The sequence below is a fragment of the Crenalkalicoccus roseus genome (assembly GCF_004761865.1).
Lineage (GTDB): Bacteria > Pseudomonadota > Alphaproteobacteria > Acetobacterales > Acetobacteraceae > Crenalkalicoccus > Crenalkalicoccus roseus.
This window is the reverse complement of sequence record NZ_SJDM01000063.1, coordinates 1-13,768: the sequence shown is the minus strand read 5'-3', so window position 1 is coordinate 13,768 and position 13,768 is coordinate 1. Positions and strand designations below refer to the sequence as shown.

General features: G+C 71.8%; 20 protein-coding genes and 1 pseudogene. 13 read left to right on the top strand and 8 right to left on the bottom strand.

The window, feature by feature from the left end; translation table 11 throughout:
• The 6 genes and pseudogenes from ET526_RS19770 to ET526_RS19755 form a co-directional block, all read right to left on the bottom strand.
• A pseudogene (locus ET526_RS19770) lies at positions 1–225 on the bottom strand (hypothetical protein); the annotation flags it as partial.
• Positions 226–240: 15 nt separating this feature from the next.
• Positions 241–408 carry a hypothetical protein gene (locus ET526_RS21380; RefSeq protein WP_158295643.1) on the bottom strand — a complete coding sequence of 56 codons (168 nt, stop codon included), beginning with the start codon at positions 406–408 and terminating at the stop codon, positions 241–243.
• A 3-nt stretch (positions 409–411) separates the two neighbouring features.
• The gene (locus tag ET526_RS22460) at positions 412–534 is read right to left on the bottom strand and encodes a hypothetical protein (RefSeq protein ID WP_275668656.1); all 123 of its coding nucleotides are present in this window, start codon (positions 532–534) and stop codon (positions 412–414) included.
• The gene (locus ET526_RS19765; protein WP_135470549.1) at positions 531–806 is read right to left on the bottom strand and encodes a hypothetical protein; all 276 of its coding nucleotides are present in this window, start codon (positions 804–806) and stop codon (positions 531–533) included. The genes ET526_RS22460 and ET526_RS19765 overlap by 4 nt, the downstream gene beginning before the upstream one ends.
• Before the next feature lie 24 nt (positions 807–830).
• Entirely contained in the window at positions 831–1,121 is a 291-nt protein-coding gene (locus tag ET526_RS19760) for a hypothetical protein (RefSeq protein WP_135470547.1), read from the bottom strand.
• A 71-nt stretch (positions 1,122–1,192) separates the two neighbouring features.
• The gene (locus ET526_RS19755) at positions 1,193–1,513 is read right to left on the bottom strand and encodes a helix-turn-helix domain-containing protein (RefSeq protein ID WP_158295642.1); all 321 of its coding nucleotides are present in this window, start codon (positions 1,511–1,513) and stop codon (positions 1,193–1,195) included.
• 93 nt (positions 1,514–1,606) lie between these two features.
• On the opposite strand from ET526_RS19755, the gene ET526_RS19750 reads away from it, so the two are divergent.
• Entirely contained in the window at positions 1,607–1,888 is a 282-nt protein-coding gene (locus ET526_RS19750; RefSeq protein ID WP_158295641.1) for a helix-turn-helix domain-containing protein, read from the top strand.
• A gap of 41 nt (positions 1,889–1,929) precedes the next feature.
• Here ET526_RS19750 and ET526_RS19745 read toward each other — a convergent pair whose 3' ends face one another.
• Together ET526_RS19745 and ET526_RS19740 are read right to left on the bottom strand one after the other, a co-directional pair.
• Positions 1,930–2,256: a helix-turn-helix domain-containing protein gene (locus tag ET526_RS19745; protein ID WP_135470541.1), complete on the bottom strand. Its 327-nt coding sequence runs from the start codon at positions 2,254–2,256 to the stop codon at positions 1,930–1,932.
• A gap of 12 nt (positions 2,257–2,268) precedes the next feature.
• On the bottom strand, positions 2,269–2,517 hold the full coding sequence (locus tag ET526_RS19740) for a type II toxin-antitoxin system RelE family toxin (protein WP_135470538.1): 249 nt from the start codon (positions 2,515–2,517) through the stop codon (positions 2,269–2,271).
• 227 nt (positions 2,518–2,744) lie between these two features.
• Between ET526_RS19740 and ET526_RS19735 the strand changes: the two genes are divergently transcribed.
• The 12 genes from ET526_RS19735 (at position 2,745) to ET526_RS19680 (ending at position 13,510) form a co-directional block, all read left to right on the top strand.
• Positions 2,745–3,101, top strand: a complete 357-nt coding sequence (locus ET526_RS19735; RefSeq protein ID WP_135470536.1) for a hypothetical protein — start codon at positions 2,745–2,747, stop codon at positions 3,099–3,101.
• Between the two features lie 212 nt (positions 3,102–3,313).
• Positions 3,314–3,826: a GcrA family cell cycle regulator gene (locus tag ET526_RS19730; RefSeq protein WP_240048497.1), complete on the top strand. Its 513-nt coding sequence runs from the start codon at positions 3,314–3,316 to the stop codon at positions 3,824–3,826.
• A gap of 103 nt (positions 3,827–3,929) precedes the next feature.
• The gene (locus ET526_RS19725; RefSeq protein WP_135470534.1) at positions 3,930–4,232 is read left to right on the top strand and encodes a hypothetical protein; all 303 of its coding nucleotides are present in this window, start codon (positions 3,930–3,932) and stop codon (positions 4,230–4,232) included.
• Positions 4,229–4,642: a RusA family crossover junction endodeoxyribonuclease gene (locus ET526_RS19720; protein WP_135470532.1), complete on the top strand. Its 414-nt coding sequence runs from the start codon at positions 4,229–4,231 to the stop codon at positions 4,640–4,642. Before ET526_RS19725 ends, ET526_RS19720 begins: the two co-directional genes overlap by 4 nt.
• Positions 4,639–5,118: a hypothetical protein gene (locus ET526_RS19715; protein WP_135470530.1), complete on the top strand. Its 480-nt coding sequence runs from the start codon at positions 4,639–4,641 to the stop codon at positions 5,116–5,118. The genes ET526_RS19720 and ET526_RS19715 overlap by 4 nt, the downstream gene beginning before the upstream one ends.
• Positions 5,118–5,885 carry an ATP-binding protein gene (locus ET526_RS19710; protein WP_135470527.1) on the top strand — a complete coding sequence of 256 codons (768 nt, stop codon included), beginning with the start codon at positions 5,118–5,120 and terminating at the stop codon, positions 5,883–5,885. The genes ET526_RS19715 and ET526_RS19710 overlap by 1 nt, the downstream gene beginning before the upstream one ends.
• Before the next feature lie 11 nt (positions 5,886–5,896).
• Positions 5,897–6,385 carry a DUF669 domain-containing protein gene (locus ET526_RS19705; protein WP_135470524.1) on the top strand — a complete coding sequence of 163 codons (489 nt, stop codon included), beginning with the start codon at positions 5,897–5,899 and terminating at the stop codon, positions 6,383–6,385.
• 85 nt (positions 6,386–6,470) lie between these two features.
• Entirely contained in the window at positions 6,471–7,400 is a 930-nt protein-coding gene (locus ET526_RS19700; protein WP_135470522.1) for an oxidoreductase, read from the top strand.
• A complete protein-coding gene (locus ET526_RS19695; RefSeq protein ID WP_135470520.1) occupies positions 7,397–10,030 on the top strand; it encodes a Hint domain-containing homing endonuclease in 2,634 nt (877 codons plus the stop codon). The genes ET526_RS19700 and ET526_RS19695 overlap by 4 nt, the downstream gene beginning before the upstream one ends.
• 131 nt (positions 10,031–10,161) lie before the next feature.
• Positions 10,162–10,377: a DUF6511 domain-containing protein gene (locus ET526_RS19690; protein ID WP_135470517.1), complete on the top strand. Its 216-nt coding sequence runs from the start codon at positions 10,162–10,164 to the stop codon at positions 10,375–10,377.
• Positions 10,374–12,692, top strand: a complete 2,319-nt coding sequence (locus tag ET526_RS19685; protein WP_135470515.1) for a bifunctional DNA primase/polymerase — start codon at positions 10,374–10,376, stop codon at positions 12,690–12,692. Before ET526_RS19690 ends, ET526_RS19685 begins: the two co-directional genes overlap by 4 nt.
• Positions 12,693–12,970: 278 nt before the next feature.
• On the top strand, positions 12,971–13,510 hold the full coding sequence (locus ET526_RS19680; protein ID WP_135470512.1) for a hypothetical protein: 540 nt from the start codon (positions 12,971–12,973) through the stop codon (positions 13,508–13,510).
• Positions 13,511–13,768 lie beyond the last annotated feature (258 nt).

The window sequence follows — 13,768 nt, the reverse complement described above, 5'->3', positions numbered from 1 at the left end:
GGCGCCCGCGAGGTTGGCGCCCGCGAGGTCGGCGCACGCGAGGTTGGCGCGCGCCTCAATCGCGACCCGCAGCGCCGCCTTGATGCGGCCGATTGCCGGAATGCTCGCGTCCACCTGCGCGGTGAACAGCACGCGGCCGGTCCAGCGGTCCTTGATCTCGACGGGGATGGTGGCGGGCGCAGCGGGCGCCTCTGCCGCTGTGGTGGTGGGCTGGGTGTCGGGCATCACGCAATCCTCCCTTCACACCGCGCCCGCAGCGCATCCAGCGCGTCGGCGCGCCATGGCATCCACCACGAGCAGCGCCTCGATCAGCGCCGCCACGCGCTCCGGCGTGGCGGAGGCCTGCGGATCGGGGATCGGAGGAGCGTCGCGCTGGACCGGAATTTCCGTCCACTGCACGGTGTCCACGGATCAGCCTCCCAAAAGGGCGGCGGCACGCAGCGCCGCCAGCACGATCAGCACCAGCGCCGCTTCGCCGCACAGGGCGCAGACAAAGCCACGCGCGAAGGCGAGGTCGTCTTCCTCGCCGCTCATGGCGCCGCCTCCGCGAAGGCCGGCGCCGCCTCGCGCAGCGCGGCGGCCAGCGCGCGGAAGCCCGCCGCGCCGCCGAGCCCGCGCAGCAGCCGGGCGTCGTGCCCGGCGAGGCGCTCCTCGGCGAAGCCGAGCTGCTCCGCCGCCTCCTCGGCGAGATCGGCGACGCAGAGCAGCAGGTCGGCCGGCTGGCGGCTCTCGCGCGCCAGCAGCAGCACGCCGAGCTGCACCACGGCTAGGCGCGGGCAGAGGGGAGCGGATGAGGTCCCGGGCACGGGACGGGGATGCGGCGCCACGGCTCAGCCCCCCGCCCTGGCCAGCGCGGCGCGGGCCTCGGCCAGCGCCGGCGCCGCCACCGCGCCGGCCTCCACGGCCGCCACCAGCCCGCGCAGCGTCGCCAGCAGGTCAGGCGCGGCGGCGATCAGCCGCGCATTCGCGCACGCCTCCGTCTCCTCCGGCTCGGCGCCGAAGAAGAAGGCGCACTCCGCCACGTACAGGCCGTTCGGCCCGAGCACGGCGGTAGGGTCGTCGGGGTCAAGCCGCCAGGGGCCCGGCGTGGGCGCCTTCGGGGCGGCGAGGGGGTCGGGCATGGGTGCCATCCATCGCTGGGATGGCCCCTAATGTACGTAGTTCGTACAGTCAGATCAACAGAAATGTGCGTCTAGCGTACATCCCTTTTTTTCGCTTCCGCAAGGGAGTGCCCCAGGCCGAGCCATTGCTCGACCTCCTCGGCCGAAAGAACGCTGATGATCTCGGCGGCCCGGTGGAACCGCAGAGCCATGTCGCGGTCAGCGGGGGCGACCAGCAATTCGGCGGGTGTTGCGCCATAGACTACCGCTAACTGTTTGAATTTCTGCGGCGGTATAGCTTGCACACCATTCTCCCAGCGGCTCACGGTTGCGTGAGTGGTTCCCACTCTGTTCGCAACCTCCTTGAGCGTCAAGCCGGAAGCCTCGCGCCATGCCTTCAGGTGCTCATGCATGCGCAAGGGTGGCTTGCCCCCCGGCGTATCGTTAGACGTAATCGTTGCACATTTCCCTTGTGCGTGATGTGCGTATGGCGTACACTCCGGGGCATGACCCTCCAAGAGTACCTCCAGCGCCATCGCCTCACCCAGGCAGAGTTCGGGCGCATCGTCGGAGTGCGCCACGCGACCGTAAGCCGCTGGCTGGCCGGCAAAATCACGCCCTCGTTCGCGCGCCTTCGCCGGATCGAGGCGGTCACCGGGGGCGCCGTTACGGCGGCGAGCTTTTGCGGTCATCTGTCCTGTATGGCTGATACGGGCGCCCCCGAGCGTGCGCCACACGCACAAAATGGCGTGAATGCCGGCCTGCCTTCTCCCCCCGAGGCCGCCTGAGCATGCGCGCGGACTCCTTCCGCCGGTGCGGCTGTTCCGGCCTACTCCGCCACCAGGTCCTCGATCCGCACGCGCAGTGCCTTCGCCAGCCGGGCGTACAGACGGACATCGCCGCTGCGCTTTCCGGTCTCGATCTGGGCCAGATAGGGCTGGGTGATGCCCACCGTGGCCGCCAGCGCAGCCTGGGTCAGTCCCCGCCGGCGCCGCCAGAAGGCGAGCGGCGTGGGCGCGGCCAGATAGGCGTCCATCTCGGCCTCGGTCAGGGTCTCCATCGCGCCGGTGGCCACGTCGCGCAGCGCCACGGCGTGGTCGCGGGCGTCGATCAGGTCCTCATACTCCTGCCGGCTCAGGATCACGGTGTCGCTCATGACAGGGCTCCCTCAGTCGTAGACGCTGCCGCGCGGGCCGATCTTGGTCACCAGGATCTCCGTCTCGGTTTCCTCGAAGATCACCCGGAAGTCGCCCACGCGCAGGCGCTTGGCGCTGGATCCGACCAGCGGCCGCACGTTGTTGGCGTGAGCGGCCTGGTCGGTCGCGTACTCGCCGATAGCCCGCCGGATCCGGGCCGCCATGTTGCCATGGCGCCTCAGGCTCCTGGCGGCGTCGGCGGTGTAGCGGACCAACTTCATGGCGTATTTATAGCTAAATGCTATCGCAGCGGCAATAGCAGATCGCTATCGCGCCTGCGCTTCCCATCCCCCCGCCAGCCGCGGCAGCGCCACCAGCGCCAGCACTGCCGCCTCGGTCCGGTCGGCGGGCAGGCCGCGGCGGGGTTCGGGGGGGGCCGCCGCGGCCGTCCCGTTCCGTCGCTCTCGTGTCTCCATCGCGCGCACCACCATGCCGCAGGAGCCCGCCCATGATCCTGGGTATCTCGTCCGCCGCCGTGGACGTCCTGTCCGAAGCGCGCGCCATCGTCCGCTGCCTGGTCGAGGCCGAGCGTCAGCGCGGCCTCGCCCACGCCTTCCACGCCGTGTCCCGCAACACCGGGCTGAGCGCTCGCCGCGTCCGTGCCTACTGGCACGGCGAGGTCGCGCCGGGAGCCGTCCATGCCCATGAACTCCACCAGCTCCGCCGCGCCGCCGCCGAGCACATGCGCGCCGAGCTCCGCCGCGCCGAGGCGCGCATCGCCCTCCTCCGCGCCCGGCTGGGCGAGCAAGACGTGGCATCGCCTGATGGCGAGGCTGTGGTTCTGGCGCCTCAGGCGGCTGCATAGGCGGCGGACGGCGATGCTCGATTACTGGTCCGCCCTTGGCGCGCGCGACGCGGCGATCGAGCGCCGCGCCACCTGGCACTGGATGCGGAGCCAGGGCCGCGAGGCGGGGCCGAAGCCATGACCGACCCCATCGCCCTCTGCTTCACCGGCCTGCACGTCGCCCTGTTCCTCGCCCTGGTGCTGCTGTGGCGTCTCGCGGGGGAGACGGACCGGTGAGCGCCCCCGCCGTCTGGACGCCGGCCATGGTGGATCAGCTCCGCGCCCTCTGGGCCGAGGGCCATTCCACCGCCGAGATCGGCCGGCGCATGGGCGTCTCCAAGAACGCCGTCATCGCCAAGGCCCACCGGCTGGACCTGCCAGCCCGCAAGCCACGCCGAGGCCGTCGCGACGTCACGCCGCCGCCTTCCACGCCATCCGCCACCCGCCGTCCTCCTCCTGCGGCGCAGGCGCCGGCCGCGCGGGATCTCCCCGCCGGGCGCATGGTGGCGCCGCGGGCGGCGGGCGCGCCTCTCTCCTCCGCGCCCGCCGCCCGCCCTCTCCTCCCGCCGGCGCTGCGCAGCGCCATCCCGCTGCCGCGCGAGCGCGGCTGCCAGTGGCCGCACGGCGACCCGCGCCGCCCCGGCTTTCGCTTCTGCGAGGCACCGCGGCGCGATCCCGCCTGCCCCTACTGCGCGGCGCACGCCGCGCGCGCGTATTGCCACCCAGATCGGGAGCGCGCCGCATGAGCCGCACGCGCCCCCCCGAGGCCGGCATGGCCGGCGTTTCCTCCCTGGTCACCTACCCCGCCGCGACCCCCATCGCGGCGGGGGATTTTCCAGGAGGCAGCGCATGAGCCTGCCTGAGCGTCCCGCGTGGCTCGGCTCCGGCGCGGAGACGGCGTCGAGCCGCCGCCGCCGCGTCGGCTGGGCGATCGATCTGCTGCGCCGGCTCGATGCCGCCGCCCTGTCGCGGGAGGACCGGGTCGAGGCGCTGGTCGCGGCCCTCGCCTACGAGCTCGCGCAGGCGCCCGGCGAGCCGCAGGCGCTGGACGCGCTCGGCTGGACCTGCCGCCGCCTCGGCGAGCGCCTCGCCCTGCAGCGCCAGGCGCGCGACGAAGCGCTGCGCCTCATGCCGCCGGAAGGGCGCGCATGACCTCGCTGCTGCTCGAGCTGACGCTGCCGCCCTCGGTAAATCGGCTCTGGGCGCCGATCCGCACCGCCACCGGCGCGCGGCTGGTGAAGCGCGCCGCCTACCGCCAATGGAGCGCCGCCGCCGCCCGCGAGGTGCTGGCGCAGCGCGCGGGCGTGCGCATCCTCGGCGCCTTCGGTGTCACCATCCGCCTGCCGGAGAGCCGGGGCGACGGCGACAATTTGATCAAGGCCCTGCTCGACGCCTGCCAGGCCGGCGGCGCCATCCTGGATGACCGCCACTGCCGGCGCTGGCTGGTCGAGCGGGATCCCAGCCGCCGCGACACGGCGCTGATCGAGATCACCCCCATCCCCGCCGCCGCGGCGCGCGCCCGCGCGGATACCGGGCCTCGCGCGCAGGGAGCGACATCGTGAGCAACCGCATCACGCTGGCGCAGCTCCGCGAGATGACCGCCGGGCAGGCCGCTGGCCTGCCTCCCGATCAGATCGCGCTGCTGCTGGAAGACGTGGCGGCGATGAAAGCCGATGCCAGGCGGCTGGATGACCTGCTGCAGGCCGCGCTGCAGCTCCGCTACGGAGAGCGCGCCGCCGCCCTGCGGCGCCAGGACGGCCGCGACACCGGCACCGTCAGCCTCGAGGAAGATGGCTTCGTCATCCGCGCCGACCTGCCGAAGCGCGTCGAGTGGGACCAGGCCCGGCTTGCCGAGGCGGTCGAGACCGTGCGGCAGTGGGGCGAAGACCCCGCGGACTACGTCACCACCGAGATCCGGGTGCCGGAAAGCCGCTACGCCGCCTGGCCGCCGCGCATCCGCGCGGTGTTCGAGCCCGCCCGGACCGTCGGCACCGGGCGACCGACCTTCAAGGTCGAGCCCGCGCGGCGGAGGCACTGATGGCGATCACGCTGGACTCGCTGCGCCTCGGCTCCGGCCGCAAGCCACCGCGCCTGCTGGTCTACGGCGTCGCCGGCATCGGCAAGACCACCCTCGGCACGCAGGCGCCCCGGCCGGTCATCCTGCAGACGGAGGAAAGCGAGGTCGAGATCCCGACCTTCGGGCTGCTGCGGTCCCATGCCGAGGTGATGGAGGCCCTGGCCGCGCTGCGTAGGGAGCCGCACGATTTCGAGACCGTGGTGCTCGACAGCCTGGACTGGCTCGAGCCGATGATCTGGGAGCACACGGCCCGGCTGCACAAGCAGCCGGACATCGAAGCCTTCGGCTACGGCAAGGGATACCTTGCCGCGCTCGACCAGTGGCGGGCGGTGCTCGACGGCCTCGCCGCCCTGCGCGAGGAGCGCGGCATGGCGGTGATCCTGATCGCGCACTGCGAGGTCAAGCGCTTCGACAGTCCGGAGACGGATCCCTACGACCGCTACCAAATCAAGCTGCAGGCGCGCGCTTCGGCGCTGGTGCAGGAACACGTCGACGCGGTGCTGTTCGCCAACTGGCGCGTCAGCACCGTCAAGACCGAGGTCGGCTTCAGGAAGCAGGTGGTGCGCGGCGTCTCGGGCGGCGACCGCCTGCTGCACACCACCGAGCGCCCGGCCTTTCTGGCGAAGAACCGCTTCGGCCTGCCGGAGACGATCCCGCTCGCCTGGTCCGAGCTCGCCGCCCGCATTCCCTACTACGCCCACCACCCGGCGGCTCCGGCCGCCACATAGGAGGACTGGACATGGCCTATCTCGGCAGCACCTTCGACGCCAGCGGGGTCGAGCCCTCGGCGCCGCTCGAGATCCTGCCCCCCGGCAAGTACCCGGCGCAGATCGTGAAGAGCGAGATGCGCCACACCCGCGCCGGCGACGGGCAGATGCTGTGGCTCGAGCTCGAGATCACGGAAGGCCCGGCGAAGGGGCGGCGGCTCTGGGACCGCCTGAACCTCGTGAACCCGAACCAGAAGGCGGTGGAGATCGCGCAGCGCACTCTCTCCGCCATCTGCCGCGCGGCCGGGCGCCTGCAGGTCTCGGACAGCGAGGAGCTGCATTTCCGCCCGATGCTGGTGACCGTCGCGGTCGAGTCCGACAGCCGCGACATGCACCTGCCGCCGGAGGAGCGGCGCAGGCAGAACGCGATCAGGGGATACGCCGCCCTTCCCAGCGCGCCGGCGGCCGTCCCCGCCGCCGGCAAGCCGAGCGCCCCGCCGCCCTGGCGGCGCTCCGCCTGAGGCAGCCGCCGGGGGCGGTCAGTTTTCCAGGCCGGCCCGCCCCCGGCTTCCACCCCTTCGAGCAAGCCCGAGAGGCCGCAGCAGCATGGCATCCCTGCCGGCGCCCGCAACTCCTACGGTGGACGCGATCTACGCCGCCTACGAGACGGCGGCCGACGCCGGCTGGCGCGAGCATCTGGGCGCCTCGCTGATCGGCACCGAGTGCGAGCGCGCCCTCTGGTACGCCTTCCGCTGGGCCACGCGGGCCCGGCATCCGGGACGGCTGCTGCGGCTGTTCGAGACCGGCCAGCGCGAAGAAGCGCGGCTGGTCGCCGACCTCCGCCGCATCGGCGTCACCGTGCTCGACACGGACCCGGAGACCGGCCGGCAATGGGCGCTGCGCGACGAGACCGGCCACTTCGGCGGCAGCATGGACGCGGTGGCCATCGGCTTCGCCGAGGCGCCGCGGACCTGGCACGTCTGCGAGTTCAAGACCCACGGCGCCCGGTCCTTCGCCGAGCTGAAGCGCAAGGGCGTCGCAGCCGCCAAGCCGCTGCACTGGGCGCAGATGCAGGCCTACATGCATCTCGCCGGCATCGAACGCGCCTTCTACCTCGCCGTCTGCAAGGACACCGACGAGCTCTACCAGGAGCGGGTGCGCCGCGACCCGGAGGCCGGGGCGCGGCTGCTCGCGAAGGCGGCGCGGGTCATCCATGCCGCCCGCCCGCCGGCGCGGATCAGCGACGATCCGGCCTGGTGGGAGTGCCGGCTCTGCGAGCACCATGCCGCCTGCCACGCCGGCGCGGTGCCGGAACGGCACTGCCGGTCCTGCCTGCACGCGACGCCCGTGGAAGGCGGCGCCTGGCACTGCGCGCGCCACGACACGCGCCCCGGCCGCCGCGAGCAGCAGGCAGGCTGCGACGCGCATCTCTACATCCCGGATCTCGTCCCCGGCGAGCAGCTCGACGCCGGCGAGGATTGGGTCAGCTACCGCATGCCGGACGGCAGCGAGTGGCGGGACGGCGCCGCCGCATGATCCCCGCGCTCCGCCCCTACCAGCGCGCCGCGATCGACGCGCTCTACGACTACTTCGGCGCGAACACCGGCAACCCGCTCGTGGTGATGCCGACCGGCTGCCACGCGGCCGGCACGATGATCCTGATGCACGACGGCTCCACGAAACGCGTGGAGGACGTGGCCGAGGGCGACCTGCTGATGGGGCCCGACAGCAGGCCGCGCCGGGTGCTGCGGCTCGCACGCGGCCGAGAGCGCATGTGGCGGGTGATCCCAAAGCGCGGCGGCGACGCGTTCGTCGTCAACGAGGGGCACATCCTGTCTCTCGCCAGGACGAACGAGAAATCGTCGCGCCGCGCCGGGCAAGGCAGCCCCGCAATCGACAACATCTCGATCCGCGAATATCTCGGCAAGCCGAAGTCCTGGCGGCATTTGCGGAAGCTGAGGCGCGTCGCGGTCGACTTCCCGGAGCGGGCGCCGCCGGAGCTCGACGCCTGGGTGCTCGGCGCGCTGCTGGGCGATGGCGGCCTCAAGCACGGCGTCCGGCTGACCAACCCGGACCCGGAGGTTTTCGACGGCGTCCTGGCGGAAATGGAGCGCCACGGGCTCCACTACCGGGCGCGCATGAAAGAGCGCGGCACGTGCTGGGATGTCGCATTCACCGACCCGGAAGCTTGCCGGGGGCGCCCCAACCACGTCACCGCCATGCTGCGGGAACTCGGCCTCTCCGGCATCGGCGCCGACGAGAAGTTCATTCCGGACACCTACAAGCTCGGCAGCCGCGACGTGCGCCTGGGCATCCTCGCCGGGCTTCTCGATACGGACGGCCATCTCAACGGCAGGGCATGCTTCGACTACATCAGCAAGTCTGAGCGACTGGCGAGAGACGTCGCCTTCGTCGCCCGCAGCCTCGGCCTCAGCGCTTCCTGCGCGGCGTGCCAGAAGCACGACCAGAACGGCACGGGCGGCACCTACTGGCGCGTCACCATCAGCGGCGACACGGACATCATCCCGACGCGCGTGGCGAGGAAGCGCGCCGCGCCGCGCCGCCAGAAGAAGAATCCGCTGGTCACCGGTTTCGATCTGCAGGCGCTGCCAGAGGATGATTACTACGGCTTCCTGCTCGACGGCGACCATCTCTACCTGACCGCCGACTTCACCGTTCACCACAACACGGGCAAGTCAGTCGTGCTGGCCGCCTTCATCCGCGAGGCGATCGCCGCATGGCCGGAAACCCGCATCCTGGTCCTGACGCACGTGAAGGAGCTGATCGCCCAGAACTTCCAGGCCCTGCTCCGCCTGTGGCCGGACGCCCCGGCCGGCGTCTACTCGGCCGGCCTGTCGCGCCGCGACATCCGCGCGCAGGTCCTGTTCGCCGGCATCCAGTCCATCCACCGCCACGCCGACCGCGTGCAGCGCTGCGATCTGGTGCTGATCGATGAAGCACACCTGCTCGGACGCAGCGACAATTCCATGTACCGGAGCTTCCTCAAGGAGCTCGACGCCATCAACGCCGGGATGCTCAAGGTCATAGGCTTCACGGCGACGCCTTATCGCCTGGATAGCGGCCTGCTGCACGAGGGCAAGGACCGGCTGTTCACCGACATCGCCTACGAGGTGCCGGTGCTGGACATGATCCGGCAGGGCTATCTCTGCCCGGTGGTGCCGAAGCGCACCGGGACGCAGCTCGACGTGACCGGCGTCGGCACCCGCGGCGGCGAGTACATCGCCAGAGACCTCGAAGCGGCGGTGGACCGCGATGAGGTCACGCAGGCAGCGGCGGCCGAGATCGTCCGGTACGGAGCGGATCGCGGCTCGTGGCTGGTCTTCTGCGCCGGCGTGGCCCACGCCCGCCACGTGCGCGACGCCATCCGCGGGCACGGCATCTCCTGCGAGACGGTCACCGGGGACACGCCGGCGCCGGAGCGCGATGCCATCCTGGCGGCCTTCAAGGCGGGACGGCTGCGCTGCGTCACCAATGCGAATGTCCTGACCACCGGCTTCGACGCGCCGGGGACGGACCTGATCGCGCTGCTGCGCCCGACCAAGAGCGTCGGGCTCTACGTGCAGATGGTCGGGCGCGGCACGCGGCTGGCCGAAGGCAAGGAGGACTGCCTGGTCCTCGACTTCGCCGGCAACACGGCGCGTCACGGTCCAATCGACATGGTGGACGGGCGGAAGAGGGAGACGACCGGCGACAGCGAGGCCCCGGTGAAGGTCTGTCCCGTGTGCGAGACCATCAGCCACGCCAGCGCGCGACGATGCAGCGGATGCGACCACGAGTTCCCGCCGCCGGTGACGAAGATCGCCCCGCAGGCCGCCTCGGACGCGCTGCTGTCCATCCAGCGGCAGGCCGAGTGGTGCGAGGTGCTGGGCGTCGGCTACGCCCGGCACGAGAAGCCCGGCAAGCCGCCGTCGCTGCGCGTGACCTATCAGTGCGGCCTGATCCGGCACAGCGAGTGGGTATGCTTCGAGCACGAAGGCTATCCGCGCCAGAAGGCCGAGGCCTGGTGGCGCAGACGGGCAGGCACGCCGGTGCCAGGCACCGTCGGCGAGGCGCTGGCGCGCACGCCCGAGCTGCGCCGTCCCACCGCCATCCAGGTGCGGCCGGTCGGCAAGTACACCGAGATCACCGCCGTGAGGCTCGCGTGAGATGCCGCACCTGCGACCGGCCCGCCGTGCACTGGCTCTGGTGGCACCCGCTGCGGACGCTGCGGGCACACTGGACGGTGCCGAGCTGCACTTCCGTGTGCATGGCCATCTGGGGAGAAGGACGCCGCGCCATGGTTGACCCGAACGAACACGAGCGCGCGGCCATGGCCACCGCCAGCGAGCGGGCCGGCGAGTTCATCGAAGCCCTCGGCCAGACCGACATGGCGCGATGGACGCCGGAGCAATGGCGGCAATTCATAGAGGTGGTCTGCGGCGCCTATGTGGATGCGCTCTGCGAGCAGCAGGCGGCGCTGAACGCCGCCCTGGCTAGAGCGCGGCCGGCATGAGTCCCGCCACCGTGACGCCGCCCGACGCCGCCTCCCGGCCTCCGGCCCGCCATGCCCTGGCGGAAGCCGCCATCGCGCGCGGCGCGCCGGTCTTCCCCTGCGACGCGCAGAAGCGCCCGCTGACCCCGCGCGGCTTCAAGGACGCCACCACCGACCCGGCGGAAATCCGCCGCACGTTCGCCCACCCCGCCGCCGCCATGATCGGCATGCCGACCGGCGCGGCGAGCGGGGTGATCGCGATCGATGTCGACACCAAGGACGGGCGACAGGGGCGCGCCTGGCTCGACGCCAACAGCCACCGCCTGCCGCAGACCCGCACCCACTACACCATCAATGGCGGGCTGCACCTGGTCTTCCGCTGGCCTGGACGGACGGTCAGGAACAGCGCCGGCAGGATCGCGCCCGGCGTGGATGTACGAGGCGATGGCGGCTACATCATCGTGCCGCCATCGCCCGGCTATTCGATCGCAGACGACGCGCCGGTGGCCGATCTGCCCGACTGGCTGCTGGCCACGATCTGCCACTCACCATCTCCCGCACATCAGATCGCGACCCCATCCCGGCGCGTCGAGGGCGGCAGCGCCTACGGCCTCGCTGCCCTGGCCGAGGAATGCGCGGCGATCCGCCACGCGCCGGACGGGGCCAAGCACGCCACCGTCAACAAAGCCGCCTACGCGATTGGCGGCCTGGTAAGCGCGGGCGAGCTCGAGGAAGGCCTCGCCTGGGCCGAGCTGCGGGCCGCGCTCGCCACCATCCTGCCGCGCTGCGAAGATCCGCGCGCCGCCGAGCGCACCTTGCAGCGCGCCTTTGCGGAAGGCATGGCCGCGCCGCGCACCGTGCCGGACCGGGCGCCGGAAGCCCTGGTCCCGGCGGTGCACACCCTGACCGACCTGGCCCGTCGCCACGGCGCGCGGAGGCCGGCCGGAGACGCCGCTTCCTTCCCCATCCCGCCCGAGCTGATGGACGTGCCGGGCGCGCTGCGGCTGTTCGTCGAGCACTGCGACAGGACCGCCATCAGCCCGCAGCCCTTCCTCGCCCTCGCCGCCGGCATCTGCATGATCGGCGCCCTGGCCGGCCGCCGCTACCGCACCAGCACCGACCTGCGGACCAACGTCTACGCCATCGGCGTCGCCGACAGCGGCGCCGGCAAGGATCACGCACGCAAGCAGATCCGCCGCTGCCTCTACGCCGCAAATCTGGTGCAATTTCTGGGGGGCAGTGATATAGCCTCGGGCACGGCAATGCGGACCGCGCTCATTAGGCACCCGTCGATCCTGTTCCAGATCGACGAATTCGGGGACTGGCTGAGCGACGTGCTCGGCCAGAAGGCCAGCGCGCACCGCAAACAGATCGCTTCTTACTTGAAGGAGCTCTACAGCTCCGCAAACACGGTCTGGCACGGCACCGAATACGCGGACCAGTCGCGGCAAGGCCGGCCGCGAGAGGACATCCATCAGCCGAACGCCTGCCTCTACGGCACCACGACCCCCGGCCAGCTTTGGAGCGCCATCGCCGGGAGCGCCATGCATGACGGGCTGATGGCCCGCATGCTGCTGTTCGTCTCTCCATGCTCCTACCCGGATGAGCAGGAGCCAGAGCTGACGGACCCCGCCCCCGAGCTGATCGCGGCCCTACAGGCGATCGCCGCCGGGCCCGCCGACCCCGCCACCGGCGAGATCGGCAATCTCGGCGCCCTCATGCTCGCCGGCACCACGCCGCAGCCCCTGACCGTGCCGGAGACGCCAGACGCCACGGCAGCCAGGCAAGCCCTGCGCCGCGAGCAGCTCGCCCGCCAGCGCGAGGCGGAAGGCACCTACGTCACCGCCATCCTCGGGCGGCTGGCGGAGAACGCGATGAAGCTGGCGCTGGTCCGCGCCATCGCCCGCGACCCGGCGGCGCCGGTGATCCAGGCTGACGACGTCGCCTGGGGCAGGGCCCTCGCCACCCACTGCACCGACACGCTGCTGCGCGAGGCCGGTCGCCACGTCGCGGACAGCGAATACGAGGCCAAGCTGAACCGGGCCCTGGACTACATCCGCCGCCACGGTCCGATCAGCGCGCGCGAGCTGTTCCGCAGGGGCTGGCGACTGCCCGAGCGCGAGCGGGCCGAGATCCTCCGCAGCCTGGTCGAAAGCGGGCTGGTCGTCGCCATCAGCGAAGGCAGCGGCCCCGCCGGCGGCCGCCCCTCCATCCGCTACGCCATCGCCGAGGGGGGTTTCGTCACCACGCAAGTCATTGAAAAGTCGAGTTTCGGAGGTTTCGTCACCACCGAAACCGGGGTTTCGTCACCGCCAAAAAGCGGCGTAAGTCATTGAAAAGTCGAGTTTCGGAGGTTTCGTCACCTAACACGCGGGCGACCCCCCCCCCGGGGGTCGTTACGTTGGGGGATAGGCTTGTGACGAAACCAGCGAAACCTCCGAAACTAATAATATCAATAACTTATATATAGGTTTCGTCACATCAGGGGGGGGTTTCGTCACATCAGGGGGGGGGTTTCGTCACATCAGGGGTCTGGCTGCTAGGGAGGTGGGGGTCGCAACGGCGCAGGGGTTGGCAGCGTGAGACGGGTACTGCATGAGATGCGGGGTGGGCGATGAGCGCCCGCCGCAGGCGCCGGGCGCCGGCGATGGTGCCGCCGGGGGATTTCGGCCCGCCCCATCTGCGGGCGAGGGGAATGGTGACGATCGAGGCCGCCCCGGACCCGGAGGCGCCCCATCGCACCATCCGGCGGGCGCGCCGCCTCACCATGGCGGACCGCCTGCACGCCGAGGGGATGCTCTCCACCGAGCAGCGCGAGGCGGCCACCCGCTACGCCGCCGCCTTCGAGGTGGCCGCCCTCGGCCTCACCAGCGACCCAGCCGCCGTCAGGGGATACGTCCACCCCGCCTGGCGCAGCCACGCCCCGGAGATGGTGACTGCCGCCCTGGCCCGGCTGCGGCAGGCAGACCAGGCGCTCGGCCTGATGGGGCAGGCGGTGCTGCGGCTGGTGGTGTGCGCCGATGAGGCACCCGAGACCGCCTATCGCCGCCTCTGGCCCGCCGCCCCGGCCGTCTCCATCGTGGTGGCGCGCAACCGCGTGGCCGGCGCCCTCGCCGCCGCCCTCGACCGGCTGGTCGAGGCCGGCTGGGACTGAGCGGGCACTCGCGAAAAGGTGTTGACAGCGCCGTAACGGCCGTGGTAGGCGACGCGCCAGACTCCATCAGTGCGCCCCGCCACAACCATCGCGGGTCCTTCCCGGCCGCCGCGCATGCGGGGCGCAAAGGCGCGGGGCTTCGCTAGCGGCAGAGGGAATATTAGCGATACATAATATGCCCAATGCCCCCCAGCCCGAGGCGGGGGCACGCCGCGCCGGGTGCCTGCGGCTGCGGGAGTTGCTGGCGCCGTGACGCCC

Bases quoted from the DNA above. Each gene is read 5' to 3' on its own strand.
- ET526_RS19735 (WP_135470536.1), top strand. From the start codon at position 2,745: ATGATCCTGGGTATCTCGTCCGCCGCCGTGGACGTCCTGTCCGAAGCG.
- ET526_RS19700 (WP_135470522.1), top strand. From the start codon at position 6,471: ATGGCATCCCTGCCGGCGCCCGCAACTCCTACGGTGGACGCGATCTAC.
- ET526_RS19740 (WP_135470538.1), bottom strand. From the start codon at position 2,517: ATGAAGTTGGTCCGCTACACCGCCGACGCCGCCAGGAGCCTGAGGCGC.
- ET526_RS19725 (WP_135470534.1), top strand. From the start codon at position 3,930: ATGAGCCTGCCTGAGCGTCCCGCGTGGCTCGGCTCCGGCGCGGAGACG.
- ET526_RS19745 (WP_135470541.1), bottom strand. From the start codon at position 2,256: ATGAGCGACACCGTGATCCTGAGCCGGCAGGAGTATGAGGACCTGATC.
- ET526_RS19685 (WP_135470515.1), top strand. From the start codon at position 10,374: ATGAGTCCCGCCACCGTGACGCCGCCCGACGCCGCCTCCCGGCCTCCG.
- ET526_RS19705 (WP_135470524.1), top strand. From the start codon at position 5,897: ATGGCCTATCTCGGCAGCACCTTCGACGCCAGCGGGGTCGAGCCCTCG.
- ET526_RS22460 (WP_275668656.1), bottom strand. From the start codon at position 534: ATGAGCGGCGAGGAAGACGACCTCGCCTTCGCGCGTGGCTTTGTCTGC.
- ET526_RS19720 (WP_135470532.1), top strand. From the start codon at position 4,229: ATGACCTCGCTGCTGCTCGAGCTGACGCTGCCGCCCTCGGTAAATCGG.
- ET526_RS19690 (WP_135470517.1), top strand. From the start codon at position 10,162: ATGGTTGACCCGAACGAACACGAGCGCGCGGCCATGGCCACCGCCAGC.
- ET526_RS19680 (WP_135470512.1), top strand. From the start codon at position 12,971: ATGAGCGCCCGCCGCAGGCGCCGGGCGCCGGCGATGGTGCCGCCGGGG.
- ET526_RS19750 (WP_158295641.1), top strand. From the start codon at position 1,607: ATGACCCTCCAAGAGTACCTCCAGCGCCATCGCCTCACCCAGGCAGAG.
- ET526_RS19755 (WP_158295642.1), bottom strand. From the start codon at position 1,513: ATGCATGAGCACCTGAAGGCATGGCGCGAGGCTTCCGGCTTGACGCTC.
- ET526_RS19695 (WP_135470520.1), top strand. From the start codon at position 7,397: ATGATCCCCGCGCTCCGCCCCTACCAGCGCGCCGCGATCGACGCGCTC.
- ET526_RS19760 (WP_135470547.1), bottom strand. From the start codon at position 1,121: ATGCCCGACCCCCTCGCCGCCCCGAAGGCGCCCACGCCGGGCCCCTGG.
- ET526_RS19710 (WP_135470527.1), top strand. From the start codon at position 5,118: ATGGCGATCACGCTGGACTCGCTGCGCCTCGGCTCCGGCCGCAAGCCA.